This is a genomic window from Bifidobacterium felsineum (assembly GCF_002802915.1).
Taxonomy (GTDB): Bacteria; Actinomycetota; Actinomycetes; order Actinomycetales; family Bifidobacteriaceae; genus Bifidobacterium; species Bifidobacterium felsineum.
This window is the reverse complement of sequence record NZ_PEBJ01000003.1, coordinates 324,132-346,579: the sequence shown is the minus strand read 5'-3', so window position 1 is coordinate 346,579 and position 22,448 is coordinate 324,132. Positions and strand designations below refer to the sequence as shown.

At 57.9% G+C, this 22,448-nt stretch carries 17 protein-coding genes; 15 read left to right on the top strand and 2 right to left on the bottom strand.

From position 1 onward, the window contains the following. The first annotated feature begins 144 nt into the window (after nucleotides 1-144). The 7 genes from CSQ86_RS07730 (at nucleotide 145) to CSQ86_RS07700 (ending at nucleotide 11,152) form a co-directional block, all read left to right on the top strand. Nucleotides 145-1,317 carry an App1 family protein gene (locus CSQ86_RS07730; protein WP_423734812.1) on the top strand — a complete coding sequence of 391 codons (1,173 nt, stop codon included), beginning with the start codon at nucleotides 145-147 and terminating at the stop codon, nucleotides 1,315-1,317. Between the two features lie 47 nt (nucleotides 1,318-1,364). Then, the gene (locus CSQ86_RS07725; RefSeq protein ID WP_100494520.1) at nucleotides 1,365-3,869 is read left to right on the top strand and encodes a S9 family peptidase; all 2,505 of its coding nucleotides are present in this window, start codon (nucleotides 1,365-1,367) and stop codon (nucleotides 3,867-3,869) included. A gap of 109 nt (nucleotides 3,870-3,978) precedes the next feature. Then, nucleotides 3,979-5,010 (top strand): 3-isopropylmalate dehydrogenase, encoded by a 1,032-nt coding sequence (locus CSQ86_RS07720; protein ID WP_100494519.1) that lies wholly within the window; start codon nucleotides 3,979-3,981, stop codon nucleotides 5,008-5,010. 291 nt (nucleotides 5,011-5,301) lie between these two features. After that, complete coding sequence (locus CSQ86_RS07715) at nucleotides 5,302-6,378, top strand: lipoate--protein ligase family protein (RefSeq protein WP_100494518.1); 1,077 nt, start codon at nucleotides 5,302-5,304, stop codon at nucleotides 6,376-6,378. A 157-nt stretch (nucleotides 6,379-6,535) separates the two neighbouring features. Next, nucleotides 6,536-7,255 (top strand): Crp/Fnr family transcriptional regulator, encoded by a 720-nt coding sequence (locus CSQ86_RS07710; protein ID WP_100494563.1) that lies wholly within the window; start codon nucleotides 6,536-6,538, stop codon nucleotides 7,253-7,255. Between the two features lie 106 nt (nucleotides 7,256-7,361). Further along, nucleotides 7,362-9,629, top strand: a complete 2,268-nt coding sequence (locus tag CSQ86_RS07705) for a transglycosylase domain-containing protein (RefSeq protein WP_100494517.1) — start codon at nucleotides 7,362-7,364, stop codon at nucleotides 9,627-9,629. Nucleotides 9,630-9,847: 218 nt separating this feature from the next. Continuing rightward, nucleotides 9,848-11,152 (top strand): NADH:flavin oxidoreductase/NADH oxidase, encoded by a 1,305-nt coding sequence (locus CSQ86_RS07700; protein WP_165773791.1) that lies wholly within the window; start codon nucleotides 9,848-9,850, stop codon nucleotides 11,150-11,152. 173 nt (nucleotides 11,153-11,325) lie between these two features. On the opposite strand, the gene CSQ86_RS07695 is transcribed toward CSQ86_RS07700, so the two are convergent. Further along, nucleotides 11,326-12,477 (bottom strand): quinone-dependent dihydroorotate dehydrogenase, encoded by a 1,152-nt coding sequence (locus CSQ86_RS07695; RefSeq protein WP_100494516.1) that lies wholly within the window; start codon nucleotides 12,475-12,477, stop codon nucleotides 11,326-11,328. Between the two features lie 362 nt (nucleotides 12,478-12,839). Here CSQ86_RS07695 and CSQ86_RS07685 point away from each other — a divergent pair, with 362 nt between their 5' ends. The 6 genes from CSQ86_RS07685 to CSQ86_RS07660 all read left to right on the top strand — a co-directional run bounded on the left by CSQ86_RS07685 (nucleotide 12,840) and on the right by CSQ86_RS07660 (nucleotide 19,906). Beyond that, nucleotides 12,840-13,643 carry a DeoR/GlpR family DNA-binding transcription regulator gene (locus CSQ86_RS07685; protein WP_033891309.1) on the top strand — a complete coding sequence of 268 codons (804 nt, stop codon included), beginning with the start codon at nucleotides 12,840-12,842 and terminating at the stop codon, nucleotides 13,641-13,643. A 2-nt stretch (nucleotides 13,644-13,645) separates the two neighbouring features. After that, the gene (gene galT / locus CSQ86_RS07680; RefSeq protein WP_100494561.1) at nucleotides 13,646-14,896 is read left to right on the top strand and encodes a galactose-1-phosphate uridylyltransferase; all 1,251 of its coding nucleotides are present in this window, start codon (nucleotides 13,646-13,648) and stop codon (nucleotides 14,894-14,896) included. 26 nt (nucleotides 14,897-14,922) lie between these two features. After that, the gene (gene galK, locus CSQ86_RS07675) at nucleotides 14,923-16,173 is read left to right on the top strand and encodes a galactokinase (protein ID WP_100494514.1); all 1,251 of its coding nucleotides are present in this window, start codon (nucleotides 14,923-14,925) and stop codon (nucleotides 16,171-16,173) included. Between the two features lie 440 nt (nucleotides 16,174-16,613). Next, a complete protein-coding gene (locus CSQ86_RS07670) occupies nucleotides 16,614-18,128 on the top strand; it encodes an MFS transporter (protein ID WP_243387730.1) in 1,515 nt (504 codons plus the stop codon). Nucleotides 18,129-18,240: 112 nt separating this feature from the next. Continuing rightward, complete coding sequence (locus CSQ86_RS07665; protein WP_033891311.1) at nucleotides 18,241-18,513, top strand: ACT domain-containing protein; 273 nt, start codon at nucleotides 18,241-18,243, stop codon at nucleotides 18,511-18,513. Between the two features lie 28 nt (nucleotides 18,514-18,541). Further along, the gene (locus tag CSQ86_RS07660) at nucleotides 18,542-19,906 is read left to right on the top strand and encodes a PFL family protein (protein ID WP_100494513.1); all 1,365 of its coding nucleotides are present in this window, start codon (nucleotides 18,542-18,544) and stop codon (nucleotides 19,904-19,906) included. 235 nt (nucleotides 19,907-20,141) lie between these two features. Here the strand turns inward: CSQ86_RS07660 and CSQ86_RS07655 are convergent, their stop codons facing one another. Continuing rightward, nucleotides 20,142-20,804, bottom strand: coding sequence for a tRNA (cytidine(34)-2'-O)-methyltransferase (locus CSQ86_RS07655; RefSeq protein WP_100494512.1), 663 nt, complete (start codon nucleotides 20,802-20,804; stop codon nucleotides 20,142-20,144). Nucleotides 20,805-20,824: 20 nt separating this feature from the next. Between CSQ86_RS07655 and CSQ86_RS07650 the strand changes: the two genes are divergently transcribed. After that, the gene (locus tag CSQ86_RS07650) at nucleotides 20,825-21,709 is read left to right on the top strand and encodes an HhH-GPD family protein (protein WP_100494511.1); all 885 of its coding nucleotides are present in this window, start codon (nucleotides 20,825-20,827) and stop codon (nucleotides 21,707-21,709) included. Between the two features lie 18 nt (nucleotides 21,710-21,727). After that, the gene (locus CSQ86_RS07645; protein WP_100494510.1) at nucleotides 21,728-22,405 is read left to right on the top strand and encodes a hypothetical protein; all 678 of its coding nucleotides are present in this window, start codon (nucleotides 21,728-21,730) and stop codon (nucleotides 22,403-22,405) included. Nucleotides 22,406-22,448: the final 43 nt, after the last annotated feature.

Genomic DNA, 22,448 nt, shown 5'->3' with positions numbered 1-22,448 from the left:
ATAGTGGGGTGCATGAGAAGCCCACGCGAGGATTTTGAAGCCGCAAGCAAGCGTCTGGAAGCGTTGCATCTGCTGCACCGCTCCGGCGAATCCGCGCGCTCCGGCGAGTCTGAGCCCGAATCCAATGCCACAGTCGCAGACGACATGCCGACTGTGCCTATCCCGGCCCGCAAAGCCGTCACTACATTCGATACGGCTTCCAAACGTGAGCGAATCGAATTCAAGCCGCCATTGGTTCGCTTCACTCGCCGCGCAATCACCAATACATTCAGCATATGGTCGCGCATTTCTGCTGCGGTTGCGCGCCAGCTGGGCTGGTTCCCCCGCGTCGAACCATACGTCGGCTATGGCACCGGCGACTACTCGCGACTGATCTGCCGTACGGTCTATGCGCCTGAACATGGTCAGTCGGGCGAGCTGATTCGCGGCATCCGCGGCATGCTTACCATACCGGCACCGCGCACGCATGTGCAGGCGAGCATCGACGATACGCCGCTCAACACCGTGCAGGTGGGAGCCTCGGAAGTCTATGACAAAGTGGATCGCACCCGTGATCTGAGCGGCGAATACGCTATTTCCGATTCCGCCGGTTACCTCGATCTGGTGGCCGAGCATCGACTGACTCCCGGCATCCATCGTGTCTCCTACACGGTAAACAAACGTAAGCCGGTGAGCGCCAACCTGTATACGATTCCATCCAGCGCCAAAGTCGGCATCATCTCTGACGTGGATGACACCATCATGATTACCCAGGCGCCGGTGTTGTGGAAGGCCGCATACAACCTGCTGTTTTTGAATCCCAAGAAAAAAGCTTCCGTGCCGGGTATGAGCGTGCTGTTCGCCCGCATTTCGGACCTGTTCCCGGATGCCCCGTTCTTCTATCTCTCCACCTCGCCGTGGAATGTGGAAAGTTCGATTCGCAACTTCATCACCGACCATGGTTTTCCTGAGGGGCCGCTGCTGCTGCGCGATCTCGACCCGCGGCCGAAAACCTTCGTACCCACCGGCCCACAGCACAAACTGGAGTTCGCCGAACAGCTGATGGCCGATTTCCCGGACATGAAGTTCATTCTCGTCGGCGATGACGGGCAAAAGGATCCCACGACCTACGCCACCATCGTCAAACGGTATCCCGGGCGTGTGTTGGCCATCGCCATCCGCCAGCTGAGCCCCAAGGAGAGCCCTGGTCTGGCATCAGTGGCGGGGCTCACCTCCACGCAGCCCATGCCGGTCACCGAAGTTCCGGTGTTCACCGGCACCACAGGCGCGAACCTGCTCAAAACCATGCTGCCATACCTGCGCGAGCACGCGAAGTAGCGGTAAAGGCGTCGTAAGTCCCTTACCGGCGCGTACAATCGCGTGATATGACTGATACGACCGAGCAGAGCGTTGCAATGAAGCCGCCCGTGGCCAAGCGGGAACCGAAGCGCCGTGAATTCCACGGCGACGTGTTTATCGATAACTACGAATGGATGCGCGACAAGGAATCCGCTGAAGTTCAGGATTATGTTGCGGCACAGAACAAATACTGTGAAGCGCGCATGGCACACCTGGCCGGACTGCGTGGCACGCTGTTCGAAGAGCTCAAGGCGCACGTGGAAGAGACGGACATGTCCGTGCCCACGCGCATCAATGACTACTGGTATTTCACCCGTACCCAGCAGGGCAAGCAATACGGTGTGCAATGCCGCATGCCCGTGCGCGGAGAGGATGATTGGGATCCGCCGGAGGTCGACCCGCAGGGTGCGCCCGGTTCCATGCCTGGCGAACAGGTGGTATTCGACGCGAACGCGGAATCCGAGGGACACGACTTCTTCCGCCTGGGCGGCTTGGACCTAAGCCACGATGGCCGCTGGATGCTCTATGGCGTGGACGTGACCGGCGACGAACGGTATGACTTCCGCATCCGAGACCTTGACGCCACCCTTGATCAGGGGCGGCCCGTGGAGTTGCCGGAACTGTTCAAGGGCATCGGTGGCGCGTGCTTCACGCCGGACGGCCAGTGGGTGTTCTGGACCGAGGTCGATGACTCATGGCGCCCATGCGCCATCTGGCGCCACCATGTGGGTACGCCGGTCGAATCGGACGTCTGCGTGTATCGCGAGGCCGACGAGCGCTTCTGGGTGGGCGCGGGCATCAGCTTCGACGAACGCAGCATTGTGATCGGTACCGGTTCGAAAACCACCACCGAAGTGCTGATGCTGCCGGTGGCTACACCGGAAGGTGAATTCCAGGCGTTCATTCCCCGTAAAGACGGCGTGGAATACGATGTGAGCTTCGCCTGCTTTGAAGGAGCGGGCGAGCACGGCGAAGATGTGCCACTGGCCGTGGTCTACCACAACGCCGACAATCCGAATTTCGAAATCGACGTTATTGATATGCGCGCACACAAGCCGCCATATCGCCTCGGTGAAGGCGTCTGTGTGGCTGCCGGTTCGCCCTATGGCTGTGAGCATGGCGAACCTGACCGGCCGATTACCGAGGCGTACTTCAATCCGGTCAACCCGGTGATTCTGCAGGGTGCACATGGTCTCGGCATTGAAGGCATCGCGTTGCATAAGTATTTCGTGGCGTTGAGCTACCGCGCTGATGGGCAGACGCATGTGGCGTACACCACCAAGCAGGCCGCTGCCGCTGACTTTTTGGCCGGGCGGCCTTGGCGATTCACTGAGCTGCTGCCGCCTCCTTTGGACAACGATTGGGATATGGTTGCCGCCGATCGTGCGGATAGCACCGGCGATCATGGCGAACGACTGTGGACCGAAGACAACGTTGGGGGCGACGCTGATGGTGCCGGTGTTCCGCCGGCGGCTCCGCAAGAATTCCCACAGGACCACACTTCCTCATTCGATGGCGCGAGCGATGATCATCTGCCAGGCGAGACCCGTCGTCTGTACAGCATCGGTACCGGTGGCAACCCTTCATATGAGGCGCCTCGTATGAGGTATTCGTTCTCCAGTTACACCCGGCCTGGCGAACTGCATGAAATCGATCCGGCAACCGGGCGCGATACCTTGCTCAAACGTGGCAAGGTGCTGGGTGACTTCGATCCGCGCGATTACATGGAGCGCCGCGTATGGATTACCGCGCGCGACGGAGAGCGGATCCCGGTGTCGTTGGTGTGGCGTCGCGATTTCCCGGCACAGGATTCACCGATGTTCATCACCGGGTATGGCGCATATGAGATTGCCTCCGATCCAGGCTTCTCGGTGGCCCGACTGAGCATGCTCGATCGCGGCGTGCTCTATGCGGTGCCGCATATTCGTGGCGGTGGCGAAATGGGCCGCGCATGGTATGAGCAGGGGCGCAGGCTCAATAAGAAGCATTCGTTCGAGGACTTCGTGGATGCCACGCGGGCACTGCAAGCTGCGCATCTGGCCGACCCACGGCGCACGGTGGCCAATGGCGGTTCCGCGGGCGGCCTGTTGATGGGTGCGGTGGCCAATATGGCGCCGGAGTGTTTCGCGGGTATTGAAGCGGATGTGCCGTTTGTGGACGCATTGACTTCGATTCTGGATCCGGATTTGCCGCTGACCGTCACCGAATGGGACGAATGGGGCGATCCTCTGCATGATGCGGATGTGTACGAGTACATGAAGTCGTACACGCCGTATGAGAATGCGCCGGAAGTTTTAGGCGACGCCAAGGATTTCCCGCGTATCTTCATCACCACATCGATGAACGACACCCGCGTGCTGTACGTCGAGCCGCTCAAATGGCTGGCTCGATTGCAGGCCGCCGGCGTGGATGCCGTGGCGAAAATCGAGGTGGAAGCCGGCCATGGCGGCATTTCGGGGCGTTACAAGCAGTGGGAGGAAGTCTCCTACGAAAATGCCTGGTGTCTGGCCGTCATGCACATCACGCGTTAGGTGTGATGTGCCGAGTGTTGTGCTGAGTGTGTGCGCCGGGTCCATTAATGTGTCCACGTGCTGAGCGGGAGATAACCGGCACGTGGGCACGCGAGTAGGCTCCGATTGCATGGCAAAGACATACAAGATCGCCGTCATTCCCGGAGACGGCATTGGCAAGGAAGTCACCCCATGGGCACAGAAGGCCTTGGAAAAAGCCGCTGAAGGCGTGGCTGACTTCGAATACGAACATTTTGACCTCGGTGCTGAACGCTATCTGCGCGATGGCGCCATTCTTCCCGAGGAGGAAGAGGAGCGCATCAAGGCCAACGACGCCATTCTGCTTGGTGCCGTGGGCGACCCACGTATCAAGGCCGGCATCCTTGAACGTGGCCTGTTGCTGAAGCTTCGTTTCGACCTCGACCAGTACGTGAACCTGCGCCCCTCTAAGCTTTACAAAGGTGTGACTTCACCTCTCGCCAACCCTGGCGACATCGACTTCGTGGTGGTGCGCGAAGGCACTGAAGGCCTGTACTGCGGTGCAGGCGGTGCCGTCCGCCGTGGCACCCCGAACGAGGTGGCCACCGAGGTCTCCATCAACACCGCGTATGGCGTGGAGCGCGTGGTACGTTACGCATTCAAGCTCGCCATGAAGCGCAAGAAGCACGTGACGCTTGTGCACAAGAAGAACGTGTTGGTCAACGCCGGCGACATGTGGCAGCGCATCGTGAACAAGGTTGCCGAGGAATACCCTGAGGTGTCCCACGACTACCTGCACATTGACGCCACCACCATCTTCCTGGTCTCCGACCCGTCCCGCTTCGACGTGATTCTGACTGACAACCTCTTCGGCGACATCATCACCGATGAGGCTGGTGCCGTGGTGGGCGGCGTGGGTTACTCCGCTTCCGGCTGCATCAACGCTTCCGACGAATATCCGTCCATGTTCGAGCCGATCCACGGTTCCGCTCCGGATATCGCCGGCCAGAACAAGGCCAATCCGACCGCCGCCATTCTCTCCGCCGCCATGCTGCTTGAGCATCTCGGCTTCGACGATGCGGCTAAGAAGATTCACAAGGCCGTCGAAGCGGACATCGAGGAGCTCGGCTCCACCGTTCGCTCCACCGACCAGGTCGGTCAGGATATTCTGAACCGCATGTGAGCGATGTGATGTAGCCACACCTTGACTGTCGGTTTTTGAACGTTGACTGTAGGATTTCTCATACCGACTGTAGGTTTTTGAACACTGACTGTAGGTTTTTGAACACTGACTGTAGGTTTTTGAACACTGACTGTAGGATTTCTAACGTTTTTCGTTAGAAATCCTACAGTTTTTGTGTAATTCCCTACAGTCGGTGTTGAATATCCGTCAGTCAACGTTCAAAAACCTACAGTCAAAATGACTGGTGCTGGGTGCGTTGGCGTGTAGTGGGTGTGCTGCTATGGTGAGGACATGACGGGGATTGTGAAGCGTGGGGAATGCAAGACGCCAGGCGGCAAGCTTGTCGCGGTGAACGTGACGCTTGCCGCGGATGGAACCGCGCAATCCTGCCAACTGGACGGTGATTTCTTCGTCGAATCCGCATCCGACGCATCCGCGGCGCAATATCTTGATGCCATTGCGCGGGCGTTGATTACTAGGCGCCCGATTCAGCCGATTATTGACGCCTGCTCTGATTGCCAGCTCATCGGCACCGATGCAATAGCAATAGAAACCGCTTTTGCCCGTGCGATTGACCGGGACCTTATATATAAGGAATCAGTCAACAATAACAAGCATCCTCATAACAGTGCCGGCATGGCACCTGATGACTATGCCGAGCGATGGCAGCGGCTCAAGCGCGACTTGATTGTGCTCCACGATCATCCGCGCACACCGGACGAACAAATGCGAATTGATGAATCCTGGGCGCGCGAAGTGGCGGAAGGCAAGCGCTCACCGACCCTGCGTATCTGGGAGTGGACCGGACCGGCGGTGGTAATTGGCCGGTTCCAGTCAACGCGGGATGAGGTGAACCTTGATGTGGCAAAAGAACTCGGTTTTGATGTGGTGCGCAGGTGCACAGGCGGCGGTGCCATGTTCATCGAACCGGGCAATACGATCACGTATTCGCTGTATGCCCCATTGGAATTCGTACAGGGGGTCAGTATCGAAGAGTCCTACAAGCTCTGCGACTGGTGGTTGGTGGAGGCGCTTCGCGAACTTGGTCTGGATGTGCGGTTTGCCGGGCTCAATGACATCGCTTCGCAATACGGCAAGATCGGGGGAGCGGCGCAACGGCGTTTTCCGATGCATCGGGCGGCGCGTGGCAAGAACGCGAATGATGCAGCATCGGGCGCGGTACTGCACCACGTGACTATGGCGTATGACATTGATGCCGCCAAGATGAGCCAGGTGCTCAATACGAGCCGTGAGAAATTCTCCGACAAAGCCGTGAAATCAGCGCAAAAACGTGTCGATCCGCTGAAAAGCCAGACCGGGTTGAGCAGGGAGGCGATCATCGGCCATATGCTGCAATGGTTGGCGTAAGACGCGAGCGAGGAAACCAGCTAAGAGGCGGCGCGGACCAAAACGCAGACAATGGATGCGACTTATTGTGAACGCGAACAAAATCCTGACGGAATGTGTGAGGCGCGTTACAATATGACGAGTGGCCGACGCCGGCTATGAGCATAAGGACGGTGCGATGAGTGTGGATACTCCGAACATGTTTTCCGATGAGGAGAACATTCTGCTGCAAACTGCGCTGTTCAAGCAGGTTTCCCCCGCTGAGGCGGAGGAGCTGATTCCACATCTCAAACGAGCCGTGTTCGATAAAGGCGACTATATCTTCTCCGAAGGCGATACCGATCAACGCATGTATCTGCTTGAGCGGGGACGTGTCAAATTGATTCGCACCTCTGCGGATGATCGCGTGCAGCTGCTTTCCATCCATGCTCCCGGCGAAGTGCTCGGCGAGATTCCGGTATTCGACCCGCACGGTGGTCCGCGTACCGCCTCTGCCGTGGCCATGGGCAACGGAACCCGCGTGGTGTGGCTGGAACATGATGCGCTGTTTTCTTGGCTGGATGAGCACCCGCGCGTGGCCATCGACATGCTGCAGGTGATGGCCAACCGCCAGCGCGCCAACAACGAACGCATCTCCGATCTGGTGTTCATGGATGTGCCCGCACGCCTTGCCAAAACTCTGCTGAACCTGGGATCCCGCTTCGGCGAACCGGTGGAGCAGGGACTCAAAGTGCCGCATGACCTGACGCAGGAGGAGCTGGCCCAGCTGGTGGGTTCCAGCCGCGAGACCGTGAACAAGGCGCTGATGGACTTTTCCAACCGCGGGTGGATTGCGCGCGATGGTCGCTCGATCATCATTTTCCAGCCGGGCATGCTGATTCGGCGCTCGCGGCGATAGTTGCGCATTCGGCCAGCATTCAGCAAACATTACGCTAGTGCGATTCTTGTGATGATTGGCTGTTGTAACGGACTCGACACTGGATTGGTACGCCGGGCCATTTAGAATGGGGCCCATGCCCAAAAAGAAGTCCTTGACAGTTCGTCGTGTGCTTGTTCTCCTGCTGGCCTACATCATGCTTGCCGTATCCGGCGGCGTAGTGGCCAGCGTATTGTTCGTGCCTGGTGTGATCGGCGCGAACCAGGCCGCCAAGGCCGTTATCCCCTCGCTGAAGGTGGAGAACGTGGACTTCGACGTGACTAATTTGCCGCAGAAGTCGACTATGTATGCGAACGATGGCACTACGGTTATCGCCACGTTCTACAACCAGAACCGTATTGTGGTTCCGCTGAAGAAGATTTCCAAAGCCATGCAGCAGGCAGTGGTGGCGCGAGAGGACCGCCGTTTCTGGAGCCACGCCGGCGTGGATGTGCAGGGCGTGATGCGTGCGTTCGTGCAGACCTATCTGGTGCACGGTTCGCAGCAGGGTGGTTCTTCCCTGACCCAGCAGTATGTCAAGAATGTGCTGCTGATGCAGGCAATTGAAGATGATGATTCCATCGCCCAGTACCATGCCACTGAAGATACCGTGGCTCGTAAGATTCGTGAGATGCTCATTGCCGTGCAGATGGAGAAGAAGTACTCCAAGGCCGAGATTCTGCAGGGTTATCTGAACATCGCCCAGTTCGGTAGCAACCTTTATGGCGTGGAAACCGCAGCACAGCGCTACTTCAGCGTTTCTGCTTCTGAATTGACGCCGATTCAGGCCGCTACAATTGCTTCCATCACTAAGAACCCCAATAAGTATGATCCGCTGGTTGAAGCCAACCAGGAGGAAAGTCAGAAGCAGCGCAATATCGTGCTCGATTTGATGGCTCAGGAGGGTTATATCTCCCAGGCCGAAGCCAAGAAAGACAAAGCTATCCCGCTGAAGGACACCCTGAAGGTGCAGACCGTGAACGTGGGCTGCCAGGATACCGGGGATTACGCGTTCTTCTGCGATTACGTGGTGCACCGCATCCAGAACTCCGAAGAGTTCGGCAAGACTCAGGCCGATCGTTACAAGCTGCTGCAGGAAGGCGGCTTGAAGATTGTGACCACACTTGATTTGGATGCGAACTCCATGCTGATGGAGACAGCGCGTGGCACGATTCCGCCGAACGATTCCAGTGGAATGGAAATCGCCATGGCGGCAGTTAAACCAGGCACCGGTGAAGTGCTGGGCTTTGGTCTGAACCGTTACTATGATGCCACGCCTGCGGCCGCCAATGATGAGACCAAGACCAGCCAGAACTATGCCGTTGATCTTGCGGACGGCGGCGGCTCCGGCTGGACTATCGGATCTTCATGGAAACCGATTAATCTGATTGCCTGGATGGAAGCGGGACATTCCATCAACGACAATCTTCAAACTACGACGAGCTACCCGACCACCGATTTCGCATGCGACCGGTATACGGGCGGTGCTGATTCCTGGAAGGTGCAGAACGCATTCGGTGGCACGACGAATCCTGAAAGCCCGTTCCTGGGCCTGGTTCGTTCCCACAACACCACGCAGGCTTCTATGGGCTCTATCATGAAGCTGTGCAAGGTGGCGGATACGGCCACCGAGCTTGGTTATCATGACGCAAAAACCGGTGAGACCATCGATAAGACCTCGTCGTTCACCCCGTCCATGATGATTGGTTCCGTCAACGTCTCTCCGCTGACCATGGCATCCATCTTTGCCGTGTACGCCTCCAACGGTGTGCAGTGCAATCCGATTGCCATCTCCAAGGTGACCGATGGCGATGGCCATGATCTGAAGGTGCCCTCCGCCAACTGCCATCAGGCCGTTGACAAGGATATTATCCAGACGCTTGCCTACACACTGAACCAAGGCGTGACCAGAGCCGATGGTGCAGGTGGATCATTCAAGCTGAACAATGGACGAAAGTCCTTCGGTAAGACCGGTACGAGCGAGGATTTGGCTGTGTCTGCTGGCACGTTCATTCCTAACCAGATTGCAACATTCGCAGTGGTTGGTGATGCTCAGAACCCATACACGCATCGTATTGCCAACATTCGTATCAACGGTGTGTACAACAGCTACTGGGATGGTTCCACCATTGCCGCGCCGGCGGCTCGTAACTTCCTGAATGCATATGCGGACAAGAAGCAGTTGCCGATTGACAATGATTATGGTCAGCCTGCGTCGAAGTATACGGCCAGCGGCACCACATTGGGTATTGGTGGCCGTGCCTACAGCACGCAGAAGTCCACCACCAATAATTCCAACAATTCCACGAACAACCAAAGTGGAAACAGCACGAACCAGAACCAAAGTGGTCAGTGACACAGAGGAGCACGGTCATGAGCAATCATCATTGATTGTGAATCCTTTGACTACATAGTTAGCGGGCGTCGCCTTAATGAGGCGGCGCCCGTTTTACAATTGAGCAGGATACATAACAAAATACTGCGGGCCGGCCATCTGCATGTCATGTACATCAGCTGCATGGCGAATGCATGGTAACCAGCCGCCCATTGGAGGGGAATCATTGGAGGGGATTCATGAACAGCGGTGAGCTGAAGCATGAGAATTTCGATTTCAGGGGATTCGATGTGCCTGAGCTGAAGGCGGTGACGTTGGCTTCATCAGGTCCGGATCCAGCGGAATCCAAATTGGACGCCGATGGCAGGAAATCCGGTGGCAAAACCGGCAAGAGTAGCGGAAAGAAGACCGACAAGGCCGAAAAGAAAGGCAAGAGCGTGGCCAAAGAAGCAAAGAAGAATCGTATTGGACTGTTCACTCCGATGGGGCTGCGTGATGTGACGGTGCGCAATCGCATCTGGCTGCCGCCGATGTGCACGTACTCCGCGCTCGCCCGCGACGGCAAGCCCACGCCATTCCATTACCAGCATTATGTTTCCCGCGCTTTCGGCGGATTCGGCATGATTATTGCCGAGGCGACCGCCGTGGCACCTGAAGGCCGTATTTCCCCATGCGATGTGGGCCTGTGGGAAGACGGTCAGATCGATGCATGGCGTTGGATTGTTGACGGCATTCGCAATGCCGGTGCCGTGCCCGCCGTGCAGCTCAACCACGCCGGCCGCAAGGCTTCCACTGGTTGTTTCGCAGTGGGCTATGAAGGTCAGAGCGTACCTGAGGAAGCTGGCGGTTGGTCTACCGTTGCGCCATCTCCGATTGCATTCGGCGGGCTCAATACGCCTCGTGAGCTTTCCGTGGATGAGATTCATGGCATTGTGGGCGCGTTTGCAGCTGCCGCCGGCCGTGCCGTTGCAGCCGGATTCCAGGCCATCGAGATCCATGCGGCTCACGGCTATCTGATTTCCGAGTTCCTGGATCCGCTGTGCAACGAGCGTGCGGACGAATACGGCGGTGATCTGGAAGGGCGCGCCCGCTTCCTGCTGGAAGTGGTGGACGCCGTGCGCGCCACCGTGCCGGAAGGTATGCCGGTGCTGGTGCGCATCTCCGCCACCGACTGGGCTGCCGGCGGCTGGGACTTGGATCAGACCATCGTGGTCTCCAAGATGCTCAAGGAGCATGGCGTCGACTTGGTGGATGTTTCCACCGGCGGCATTATGGCCGGTGTCTCCATCCCGGTGAAGGCGAACTATCAGGTGCCATTCGCCGAGCAGGTACGTGCGAAGGCTGAGGTTCCTACCACCGCAGTGGGTCTGATTACCAAGCCGAAGCAGGCCAATAAGATTGTGGCCCGTGGCGAAGCGGATGCTGTGGAGATCGGTCGCGCTGCACTGCGCGATCCGTACTGGCCGTTGCGCGCCGCCAACAAGCTCGGCATTCCCGCTACTGAAGCTCCGTATCAGCCGCAATACATTCGCGGCGCGTACTGATGGGCTCCGTCGATTAACTAAGCTACATCAGCCGATCTATCTGTTGTCGGCGTCTGAGATGGGGGTGTTCCACTGTGGAATAGTGGAACACCCCCATTGTCATGTTTTGCTGTGCCGGATTCTGTTGTGCCGGATTCTACACGGCGATCGGCATAGCTCGTTATGGTGTTTGGCTACCGCACGTCTACGCCGACGGCATCGGAGACGTGTTCGAATCCGTCGCGGCGCAGCAGCTGCGCGAGGCCGCGCTTCAACACGGTGATCTGCTGCGGGCCGCGGTACATCAACGAACTGATGAACATGATGAGGCTTGCGCCGGAGCGAATGCGCTCGTAGGCCTGCTCCGGGGTGAAGATGCCGCCGATGCCAGCAAGCGTGAATCGATCGCCATACTCCTGATACACCTTGCGCACCAATGTGTTGCTGGCGGTGGTGCATGGACCGCCGGAAAGCCCGCCCTCCCAGTCGCGCGGAATCTCAAGCCCGGTGCGATCCTTCTGCAGATTGGCAAGCGAGAGCCCCTGCACGTTGTGTTCGGCCAGCACGTCAAGCAGTTCCTTATACTCCGCCCATGGCTTGTTGAGTGGCATCTTGACCAGCGTGGGCTGCGGACGGTCGATCTTGTCCAGTGCGGTGAAGAGCTTATCCAGCGCCTCGGGGGAGGCGGTGAACGGTTCGCCCACATGGGTGTTAGGGCAGGAGACATTCACCTCCACCATCGCCGTGCGGCCGGCGGCGCGACGCATGGAGATGCAGTAATCCTCAATGCCTTCATCCAGATCGCCGCACAGTTCATCATTGGTGCGGGCAATGGAAACGGAAATTTGCATCTGATTGGCATTGGTCCAAGCCTTTTCGGCGCGCTCGATCACCTTGTCCGAGCCGATATTGGCCAGACCCACGTGCACCATCATCGAATCGTATTCGGGCAGACGATGGAACCAGGGCTTTGGATTGCCTGGGCAGGGGCGAGCGGTGGTGGATCCCACGGTTTCGAAGCCAAAGCCGGCGTTGTCGAGCACCACGGGCATGTCGCAGTTCTTATCAAGGCCTGCGGAAAGACCAAACGGGTTGGAGAATCCAACGCCCATGACATTGGTTTCCAGAATGGGGTCGGTATAGTCGAGCATCATACGCTCAGCGAACAGCAGCGGTGGGATGTTGCGCACCACATGGCAGAACTCGATCATCTGATCATGGGCTTCGTCCGGGCGGTGATTGAACACGAAATTCGGCTTGATGATGTGCTTGTATCCGAAGGTGAACAGGTCGGTGGTCGCCTTGTTGACTGCATCATGCCAGAAGTTATCGATAACGTAAGTCATAGTGCCTATTCTCTCACTCATTGGTGGTTGATGACTACCGTTTGCGATGAGGTTTTTTCCTGTTGCCTCGGCTGCGACGATGGTGCGTAATTGTGTTTCACGGCATGTTTCACGTTGTTGTGGTTGGCTGTGAGCGGCTTACGGATAGTCGTGGCGCGGTAAATTCTCATAGAAAACCCTGATTTCGAGAATTTGGTGAGCTGAAGGCAGGGGAAAGAAATGTTCGATTTTGAGCGATTTGAGTGCACTGGATGCTGTGAAAGTAAGCAAATCGACCATTTGAACGAAATCGAACGCGAAGATTGGCTGAAAAACGCTCAACACGGTTTTGTTTGTGAGCTTTTGTGTGCGATAATGTTCGTATGATTTCGTCACAACGTCAGCACCTCATTCTGAGCAGGTTGCGCACCCGCGGTGCAGTGCGCATCACCGCGCTATCCAAGGAGCTGGGAGTTTCGGCGATGACTATCCGCCGTGATATTGCCGAGCTGGCTGATAAGGGCTTGCTCAAGCGTGTTCACGGCGGTGCCGTAACCACCAGCACTTTGTTGAGCGAGCCCCTGTTCTCTGTGAAGTCTCAAATGGACATTGGCCTGAAAGACGCCATTGCCCAAGAGGCAGTGAAATACGTGGCGCCTGGAGATGTAATCGCCATCGGCGGCGGCACCACAGCTTACGTATTCGCCCAGCATCTGCTCGAATCCCAGCAGTCTAGCGGCATCACCATTCTCACCAACTCGATTCCTGTGGCCGAACTGGTTCAGGCGCTTGAATCCAAGGATGTGGAAGTGATCGTCACCGGCGGCGTTATCACTCGTTCGAATTCCCTCGTTGGCCCGATTGCCGACAAAGTCGTCGCATCCTTGCGAGTGAACACTGTATTCCTCGGCACCCATTCAGTGTCGATTCCACGCGGCTTCCTGATGCCGAATTCACTGGAAGCCGCAACCGATATGGCGATGATGGACATCGCCGATCGAACCATAGTTTTGACCGATCACACCAAGTGGAGCTGCACGTCGCTGTCTTTGTTCGCGCGCTTCGACCAAGTGGACACGGTCATCACCGACGACGGGCTCGACCCCGATTCCGCCGCCAAAACAAAGGATTTGGTCAAGGAACTCGTGCTGGCACACCAGAGCGAGACCAATGAGGAAAGTGAGTGAAGATGGCAGAGTTTGCCAACTACGAACCGGGTGAATACGCGAAGGAGCACATCCGCATCACGCCGACCAAGCTGGCCGATGGACGCGACTTCTTCTACCTGGATGATGATCCGGAATATGTGTCCGGCAAGAAGACCCGCGAGTTGAAGGATCCGCGCCCGCTGGATTACCGTTTCTCCCCGCATCTGGACGCCGACGGCAATGAAGTGCCGTACGCTGCCCCGCAGATGCGCCGCGACCCGCTGACCGGCGACTGGATTCCGATGGCCACCGCCCGTATGAACCGTCCGATCACCGCTGGTCCCGGCGCCACCGCCAAGGGCAACCCGCTGGCCGCCCGCAAGCCCGGCGATCCCTACCAGGATGGCGAGGTTCCGGACACTGATTACAACGTGGTGGTGTTCGAAAACCGCTTCCCGTCGATGGTTCGCGTGCCTGGCGAGGACGATTCCGTGAAGTTCGTGGACGGCAACCCGCTGTGGGAGCAGAAGCCGGCCGCCGGTCGTTGCGAAGTGATCTGCTTCGATCCGAACGAGGACGGTCTGCCGGCTGACCTTCCGGTCTCCCGTCTGCGCACTGTTGTGGAGGCTTGGGCTTTCCGCACTGCTGAAATCTCCAAGATGGAAGGCATCGAGCAGATCTTCCCATTCGAGAACCACGGTGCTGAGATCGGCGTCTCCCTGGCTCACCCGCACGGTCAGGTCTACTGCTACCCGTTCATCGCTCCGAAGATGGAGAAGGAACTCAAGCATACTGAGGCCTACCACGAGAAGACCGGCGGCAACCTGCTGAAGGACATCATGAACGCCGAGCTCGAAGCCGGCGAACGCATCGTGATGCGCAACCACAGCTGGGTGGCCTACGTGCCGGCCGCCGCTCGCTGGCCTCTTGAGGTTCATGTTGCCCCGGTGCGCGATGTACTGACTCTCGACCAGCTCAACGACCAGGAACGCTGGGATCTCGCCTCCATGTACTCCCACCTGTTGAAGCGCGGCAACGCGTTCTTCGACAAGGGCGACGGCAAGGGCATGGATCTGCCATACATCTCCGCATGGCACCAGGCTCCGATCCACGATCCGCGCCGCGAGAACTACCGCCTGAACCTGCAGTTCTTCTCCTTCCGCCGCGCAGCCAACAAGATCAAGTACCTGGCAGGTTCGGAATCCGGCATGGCCGCATGGATCTCCGACACCACGCCGGAACTCATCGCCAAGCGCTTCCACGAGCTCGGCGACGTGGACATCTCCGACTGAAAGACCGAAAGAAAGAAATAACACCAATGACTGCTGTTGAATTCATTGAACCGATCTCCCATGAGGACGGTGTGAAGCAGGCCAAGGCCCTGTTCGCCAAGACCTACGGCGTGGAACCGGAAGGCGTTTGGGCCGCTCCGGGCCGCGTGAACCTAATCGGCGAGCACACTGATTACAACGCCGGCCTGTGCCTGCCAATCGCACTGCCTCACCGCACGTTCATCGCCCTTTCCCCACGTAAGGACACCAAGGTGCGCGTGGTTTCCGATGTGGCTCCGGACAAGGTCGCCGAAGCCGATTTGGAAGGCCTCAAGGCCCGTGGCGTGGACGGCTGGTCCGCTTACCCGACCGGTGTGGCCTGGGCGCTGCGCGAAGCCGGCTTCGATAAGGTCAAGGGCTTCGATGCCGCCTTCGTCTCCTGCGTACCGCTGGGAAGTGGCTTGAGCTCCTCCGCCGCCATGACCTGCTCCACCGCACTGGCCTTGGATGACGTGTACGGTCTCGGCTACGGCGGTTCCGACGCCGGCCGCGTAACCCTGATCAACGCCGCCATCAAGTCCGAAAACGAGATGGCCGGCGCCTCCACCGGTGGCCTCGACCAGAACGCTTCGATGCGCTGCACCGCAGGTCATGCTCTGCTGCTCGACTGCCGCCCGGAGCTGACCCCGCTGGAAAACGTCTCCCAGCAGGAATTCGATCTCGACAAGTACGGTCTCGAGCTGCTCGTGGTCGACACCCAGGCACCTCACCAGTTGAACGATGGCCAGTACGCCCAGCGCCGCGCCACCTGCGAGGAGGCCGCCAAGATTCTCGGCGTGGCCAATCTGCGCGTTGCCGCCGATGGAATCGCCAGGGCCGATGACCCGTTCCAGGCGCTCAAGGAAACCCTGGACGCACTGCCGGATGAGACCATGAAGAAGCGCGTGCGCCACGTGGTCACCGAAATCGAACGCGTGCGCTCCTTCGTGCACGCCTTCGCAAAGGGTGACATCGAAGCCGCAGGCCGTCTCTTCAACGCTTCCCATGACTCGCTGGCTGCCGATTACGAGGTCACCGTGCCGGAGCTTGACGTGGCCGTGGATGTGGCTCGCCACAATGGCGCATACGGCGCTCGTATGACCGGCGGCGGCTTCGGCGGCTCCATCATCGCCTTGGTGGACAAGGGTCGCAGCCACGAGGTCGCCCAAGCCATCGCCGACGAATTCGAAAAGCAAGGCTTCCACGCGCCGAGGGCTCTGGCTGCAGTTGCCGCGCCTTCGGCGTCACGCGAAGCGTGAAAGTAGCCGAAGACGCGATGGGCAGTCCGGTGGACTGTCCATCAACTGCAGCCGAGGGCGAACCGGTAGGTGAGTCCGAGGTAATGCTGAGTCGGCCGTAGGCCGTCCGCAATTGCAGGACGCAGTGGCGTCGTCGAGCGCCAGCCGTGAAGCCTGACGTCTGCGACACGCGCGGCCGTACTTACGAAAAATTGAAAAACGTATTACGGTGACGTCTTGTTTTGAATAATCGCATGCCAACCGGCGTATTACTTGCCGGATGGCATGCGATTTTTTGTTGCCGAATGTGGCCCGGACGTTAGGGGCTTTCGGCGCTCGCCAATGAAGTCGCACACTGTGAGCTCGCGTGAATCATCGCGAGCGATAACGGTGTGCGGCAGTATGTCAGGACGTGCGCTGCGCAGCGGCAACAGACAAAGAGATACAAGAAGAGGATTCCGTTGTCCGAGAAACAGACAACCGCAAACAAGGCAACCATTCGTAATGCGCAACTCAACGATTCCGCATTCGTTCCGGGCAAGCCCCAGCACTTCGACCATCCGCACAAGGTCATGCTTGGCTTGTATATCAGCGTGTTCCTGGGCATGCTTTCGGAAACATCCATGAACATCACCCTGCCCGACCTGATGAATGATTTCGGCATCTCATCCGGCACCGCACAGTGGATGGTCGTCGGTTACATGCTGGCCATCGGCGTGGTGCTGCCGTGCGTCGGCTTCATGCTCAAGTGGATTAAGGCCAAGACGCTGGTGCTGTTCGCACTGGCTTGTTTCCTCGTCGGCGCCGTGATCTGCACCATCGCCCCAAGCTTCCCTGTGCTGCTGGCGGGCCGTATCATGCAGGGAATCAGCACCGGCATCGTGCTGCCCACTATGTATGCAGCCATCATGCGTGTTTTTCCGCTGCGCAAGATCGGTGCGGCCAACGGTGTGGCAGGGCTCGTCATCATGTTCGCCCCGGTTATCGGACCGACCATCGCAGGCGCACTTATCGGTGCGTTTTCATGGCGTGCGATTTTCGCGTTGTTCGCTTTCGCAGCTCTTGTGGCCATTGTGTGCACAGCGCTGTTCTTCGTTACGCCCATCGAACGCACCCGTCCGAATGTTGACGCACTGTCTATCATCACCTCGGCCATCGGCTTCGGCTGCCTCGTCGCCGGTGTGAGCCTGATCAGCGACATGGGATTCAGCCCGATGGTTATCGGCCTGCTAGCCATCGGCGTGCTGGTGTTGGCGTTCTACGCCTACCGACAGTTGCACATCGCCGATCCGCTGCTTGATTTGCGCGCCCTCGGCATTGCTGCGTTCCGCACGCCGGCCATCATGATCAGCTGCTCCTTCTCCTGCACGCTGGCATTCATGTATCTGGTGCCGCAGGAACTGCAGCGCGGCATGGGGCTGAGCTCCACCGTAGCCGGACTGCTCATGCTGCCAGGTGGTGTAATCAACGCGCTATGCACGCTTGCCGCAGGCCGTATGTTCGACCGTCATGGTGCGAGGAAGCTGGTCTGGATTGGCTCGGTGCTGACCATCATTGGTGGCGCGCTGTTCTTCGCGATTGGTGTTTCGACGCCGGTCATTTTGTTCCTCGCCGCGCACATCATCGTGATGATTGGCATCCCGTTCATCCAGCAGTCCTCTCAGTCCGCGGCGCTTAAGTCGCTGCCTGGCCACATGGCTGCGGATGGCAGTACGATCATGAACACCATGCAGCAGGTGTGCGGCGCCATCGCCACCGCTGTAGCCACCTGTTTGTTGGGTCTTGGCCAGACAAACTATGCAGCGGCTGGCGGCGTGAATCCTGCACAGGGCTTTGTGGATGGTTCTCGATACGGATACCTGTTCGGTATGGTGCTGGTCGTAGTGGTGCTGGCGTGCTCCTTCCTGCTCAAGGAGAAGAAGGAAGAACCTCAGCTTGTGCCGGTGCATGTGGATATCGAGAAACTGGCCGCCTGAGATAGACGATAAGACGTAACGGGTGTTCCTCTATACTGGGGAGCACCCGTTTTTCATATGTTCGAATATGTTCGCAAGTTCATTTCCGACCAGTTTTCAATCAGGGAGCGCCATGAACAAGGCCATCATCACCGTCGTAGGCCAGGATACCGTCGGCATCATCGCACGAGTCTGCACCTACCTTTCCAATCACAATGTGAATGTACTCGATATTTCGCAGACCATCATCGATGGTTTCTTCAACATGATGATGATTGTGGACTATTCCAAGGCGGACAAGGAATTCAGCGCTATGGTTGGCAACCTTGAAGATCTTGGCGATGACATTGGCGTGCGCATCCGTTGTCAGCGCGAGGAAATCTTCACCAAGATGCACCGAATTTGATCTCATCGGATCATCGGAAGGAAACACCATGCTGAATATCATGGAGGTCCACGAGACCAATCAGATGATCGAGCAGGAGAAGCTCGACGTGCGCACCATCACCATGGGCATCTCCCTGCTTGACTGTGCGGCGGACACCGTTGAGAAGACCTGCGATAACATCTACCGCAAAATCACCACGTATGCCAAGGACTTGGTTTCCACCGGCCGGGCCATCGAAAGCGATTACGGCATTCCGATCGTCAACAAGCGCATCACCGTCACTCCTATTTCCTTGGTGGGTGCGAGCTGTTGTAAGACTTCGGAAGATTTTGTTGCGATTGCTCATTCGCTGGACAAGGCAGCCAAGGAAGTCGGCGTGGACCTGATTGGCGGCTATTCGGCGCTCGTCTCCAAGGCGATGACCCCCGCCGAGGAATTGCTGATCCGCTCCCTGCCTCAGGCGCTTTCCGAAACGGATATCGTCTGCTCGTCGGTGAACGTGGGTTCCACCAAAACCGGCATCGATATGAATGCAGTGGAACTGCTCGGTCATATTATTAAGGACATCGCCGAACGCACCGCGGACAATGACTCCTACGGTTGCGTGAAATTCGTGGCGTTCTGCAACGTGCCAGACGATAACCCGTTCATGGCGGGCGGCTTCCATGGCGTGACCGAAGGCGATGCCGTGATCAACGTGGGCGTTTCCGGTCCGGGCGTGGTCTCCCGTGCACTCGATGCAGCCAAAGGCAAGGATTTTGAATTCCTGTGCGAAACCATCAAACGCACCGCATTCAAGATCACGCGCGTCGGCCAGCTGGTGGCCCAGGAAGCCTCCCGCAGGCTTGGCGTGCCGTTCGGCATCATCGACCTGTCTTTGGCACCGACGCCGGCCGTGGGCGATTCAGTGGGCGAAGTGCTCGAGAAAATCGGTCTTGATCGGGTGGGGGCTCCTGGTACCACCGCGGCTTTGGCTATGCTCAACGATCAGGTCAAGAAGGGCGGCATTATGGCCAGCTCGTATGTGGGCGGCCTGTCCGGCGCGTTTATCCCGGTCTCCGAAGATAAGAACATGATTGATGCGGCATCGTCTGGATGCTTGACCATCGAAAAGCTCGAAGCCATGACCTGCGTGTGCTCGGTGGGTCTCGACATGATCGCCATTCCGGGGGATACCTCCGCAGCCACCATCTCCGGGCTGATCGCCGATGAGGCGGCCATCGGCATGGTGAATCAGAAGACCACTGCCGTGCGAGTGATTCCGGTTGTTGGTAAGGGTGTCGGTGAAATGGCTAACTTCGGCGGACTCATGGGCTATGCGCCGATCATGCCGGTGAACCAGACTTCCTGCGAGGCCTTCGTGACCCGTGGCGGCCGCATTCCCGCTCCGATTCACAGTTTCAAGAACTGATGCATATGAATCTTGTTGCTATCTCGCTTAGCAGGGGTTGATTTCCGGTTCGAGCGACATCTATCTGCTTTACGAGGGGTCCCTTTACGAAGAAAGCCTGAGTATAAAGGTTGAAATATCAACACTTATACTCAGGCTTTCCGCATATAGCAACCCCTCGTAAAGCAGATAGACCTTCCGAAGGAGGGGAATCGACCCCTGCTAACGCAGATACGATGATGACTGCGAGGTTGAATCAACGTCCGCCGGCGAAATTCAGCTGGCGCCAAGCTTCGTAGATGGCAATGGATGCGCAGTTGGTGAGGTTCAGGGAGCGCAAGGATGGGCGCATCGGCAGACGAACCTGTTCGGCTACATGCGGGCCGGCCATGATATCCATCGGATCGGGAATGTCGCCGGGCTCCGGGCCGAAGAGCAGAATATCGGTCGGACGATATTCGATGTCCGTGTACAGCTTGGTGGCGTGTGCGGTGAACGCGATAATACGCGAATTCGGCATCGACTCCACCAGATTATCGAAGTTCGGGTGCAGCACCACATGTGCCATATCGTGGTAATCGAGGCCTGCACGGCGCAGTTTCGTATCGCGCAGGTTGAAGCCTAGCGGCTCCACCAAGTGCAGGATCGTACCGGTCACCGCGCACAGGCGGATGGCCGAACCGGTGTTGCCCGGAATGCGGGGGGAGTAGTAGCACAGGTGCGGGGTCATGGTTTCGGCTTCCGCAGCCTTCTCGGCGGAGAGCATGGCGTCCACCACGGAAATCGGGTTGCCGTGGGCGTCAGTTACCAATTCGTCTGGACCGTAGTTCGATTTGCGATATCCGTACTCGAACATCTTGCCGACCTGGGCCTCGGGATTTTCTGGGTTCTGCGGGTTCGTTTCTGCCTCGTTCGTCATAAATGCTAAGAATAAGAACGATGAACGACAGTGATATTGCTTTGCGTCTAAGCGCGTGGTGGGAAGCGCACGCGCGTGACCTACCCTGGCGTTTCGGCCGCGCCACGCCATGGGGTGTACTGGTCTCCGAGGTGATGAGCCAGCAGACTCAGATGAGCCGTGTAGTGCCGTATTGGCAGGAGTGGATGAATCGTTGGCCGGATGCACGTGCGCTCGCGGCCGCGCCTAAAGCCGAAGTGATTACCGCCTGGGGGCGGTTGGGATATCCGCGTCGAGCCCTGCGTCTGCAGGAATGCGCGCGTGTGGTGTCTGAGGAATATTCCGATGAGCTGCCACACACCTATGATGCGTTGATTGCACTGCCGGGCATCGGTGATTACACGGCTTCCGCTGTGCTGAGTTTCGCGTTTGGCCAGCGCGTTGCCGTGATTGACACGAATATCCGTCGTGTACTTTCCAGAGTGTTCACGGGCGTGGAATCGCGCGGAGGCTCTGCCAGCCCGGCCGAGCGTGCGCTTGCGAACCGGATGCTGCCGGAATCTGTGAAGCGGTCGGTGACATGGAATCAATCGGTGATGGAACTTGGGGCCGTGATTTGCACTGCAAAATCGCCATTATGCGATATTTGCCCGATTGCTTCGGGTTGCGCGTTCCTGAAAGCCGATAGACCGGGATTAGGGGAGCGTAGAACGCGGCCTCGCCAACGATTCCAAGGCACTGACCGCCAGGTAAGAGGCTTGGTGCTTGCGGCTTTACGCGAATTGCCCGCTCACGAGACCCTTGCCAGGAAGAATGTAGCGTCTATCTGGAAGGACCAAGTGCAGCTTGACGCCTGCATAGCCAGCTTGGACGATGATGGTCTTGTCGAGATGCTGCCGGACGGCTCGTTGCGCCTGCCGCACTGATTACACTGGGATGCTGTTATGGTTCAGCAGGGTAGGAATCGCGTGACCGGCACAAGCCGGGGGAATGGTGCGCCGAAAAAGCGCAAGCGCAAGATCAGCAAGAGGCAGCAGGCGATTTATCGTCGGCGTCGCATTGTGGTCGGCATCGTTCTGGCGTTGATTGTTGCATTGGTTGTTTTTTGCGTTTACAGCATCGGCCGTGGAATCGGAGCCATCAATACCATGATTCATCACGACGATGTATATGCCATTGCCCGCGAAGCCACACCCACCCCGAAAAGTACGTCTAACGTGAAGAAATGCTCCGTGAACGATCTGACATTGGAATTGAGCTCGAAATCGCAGTCTGTGGCAGTAGGCGGCACTTTGGAATTCACTGCGTCAATCGTGCACGAAGGCTCGAACAGCTGCCTGGTAGATGGCTCGGATTCGGGGCGTGTGCTCACTATTACCTCGGGATCGGAAACCATTTACCAGTCTGGTTTATGCGCCCCTGACTCGCGCTGGCTGCTGATGGCCAAGGGGGACAAGGATGTGCAGCAGCTCAAGTGGAACACGGACTACAACTCCACTCTGACCGAGTGTACGGACGAGACCAGCTGGCCCAAAGTGAATCCGGGCACCTACACCGCACAGATTGCCTTGAAGGACGCGCCTAAGGTAAAAAGCGACCCGCTGACGTTTACAGTGCAATAGCTTCAGGAGACCTGGGAGTCGGTGGTGCATCTGAGCCTGAAAT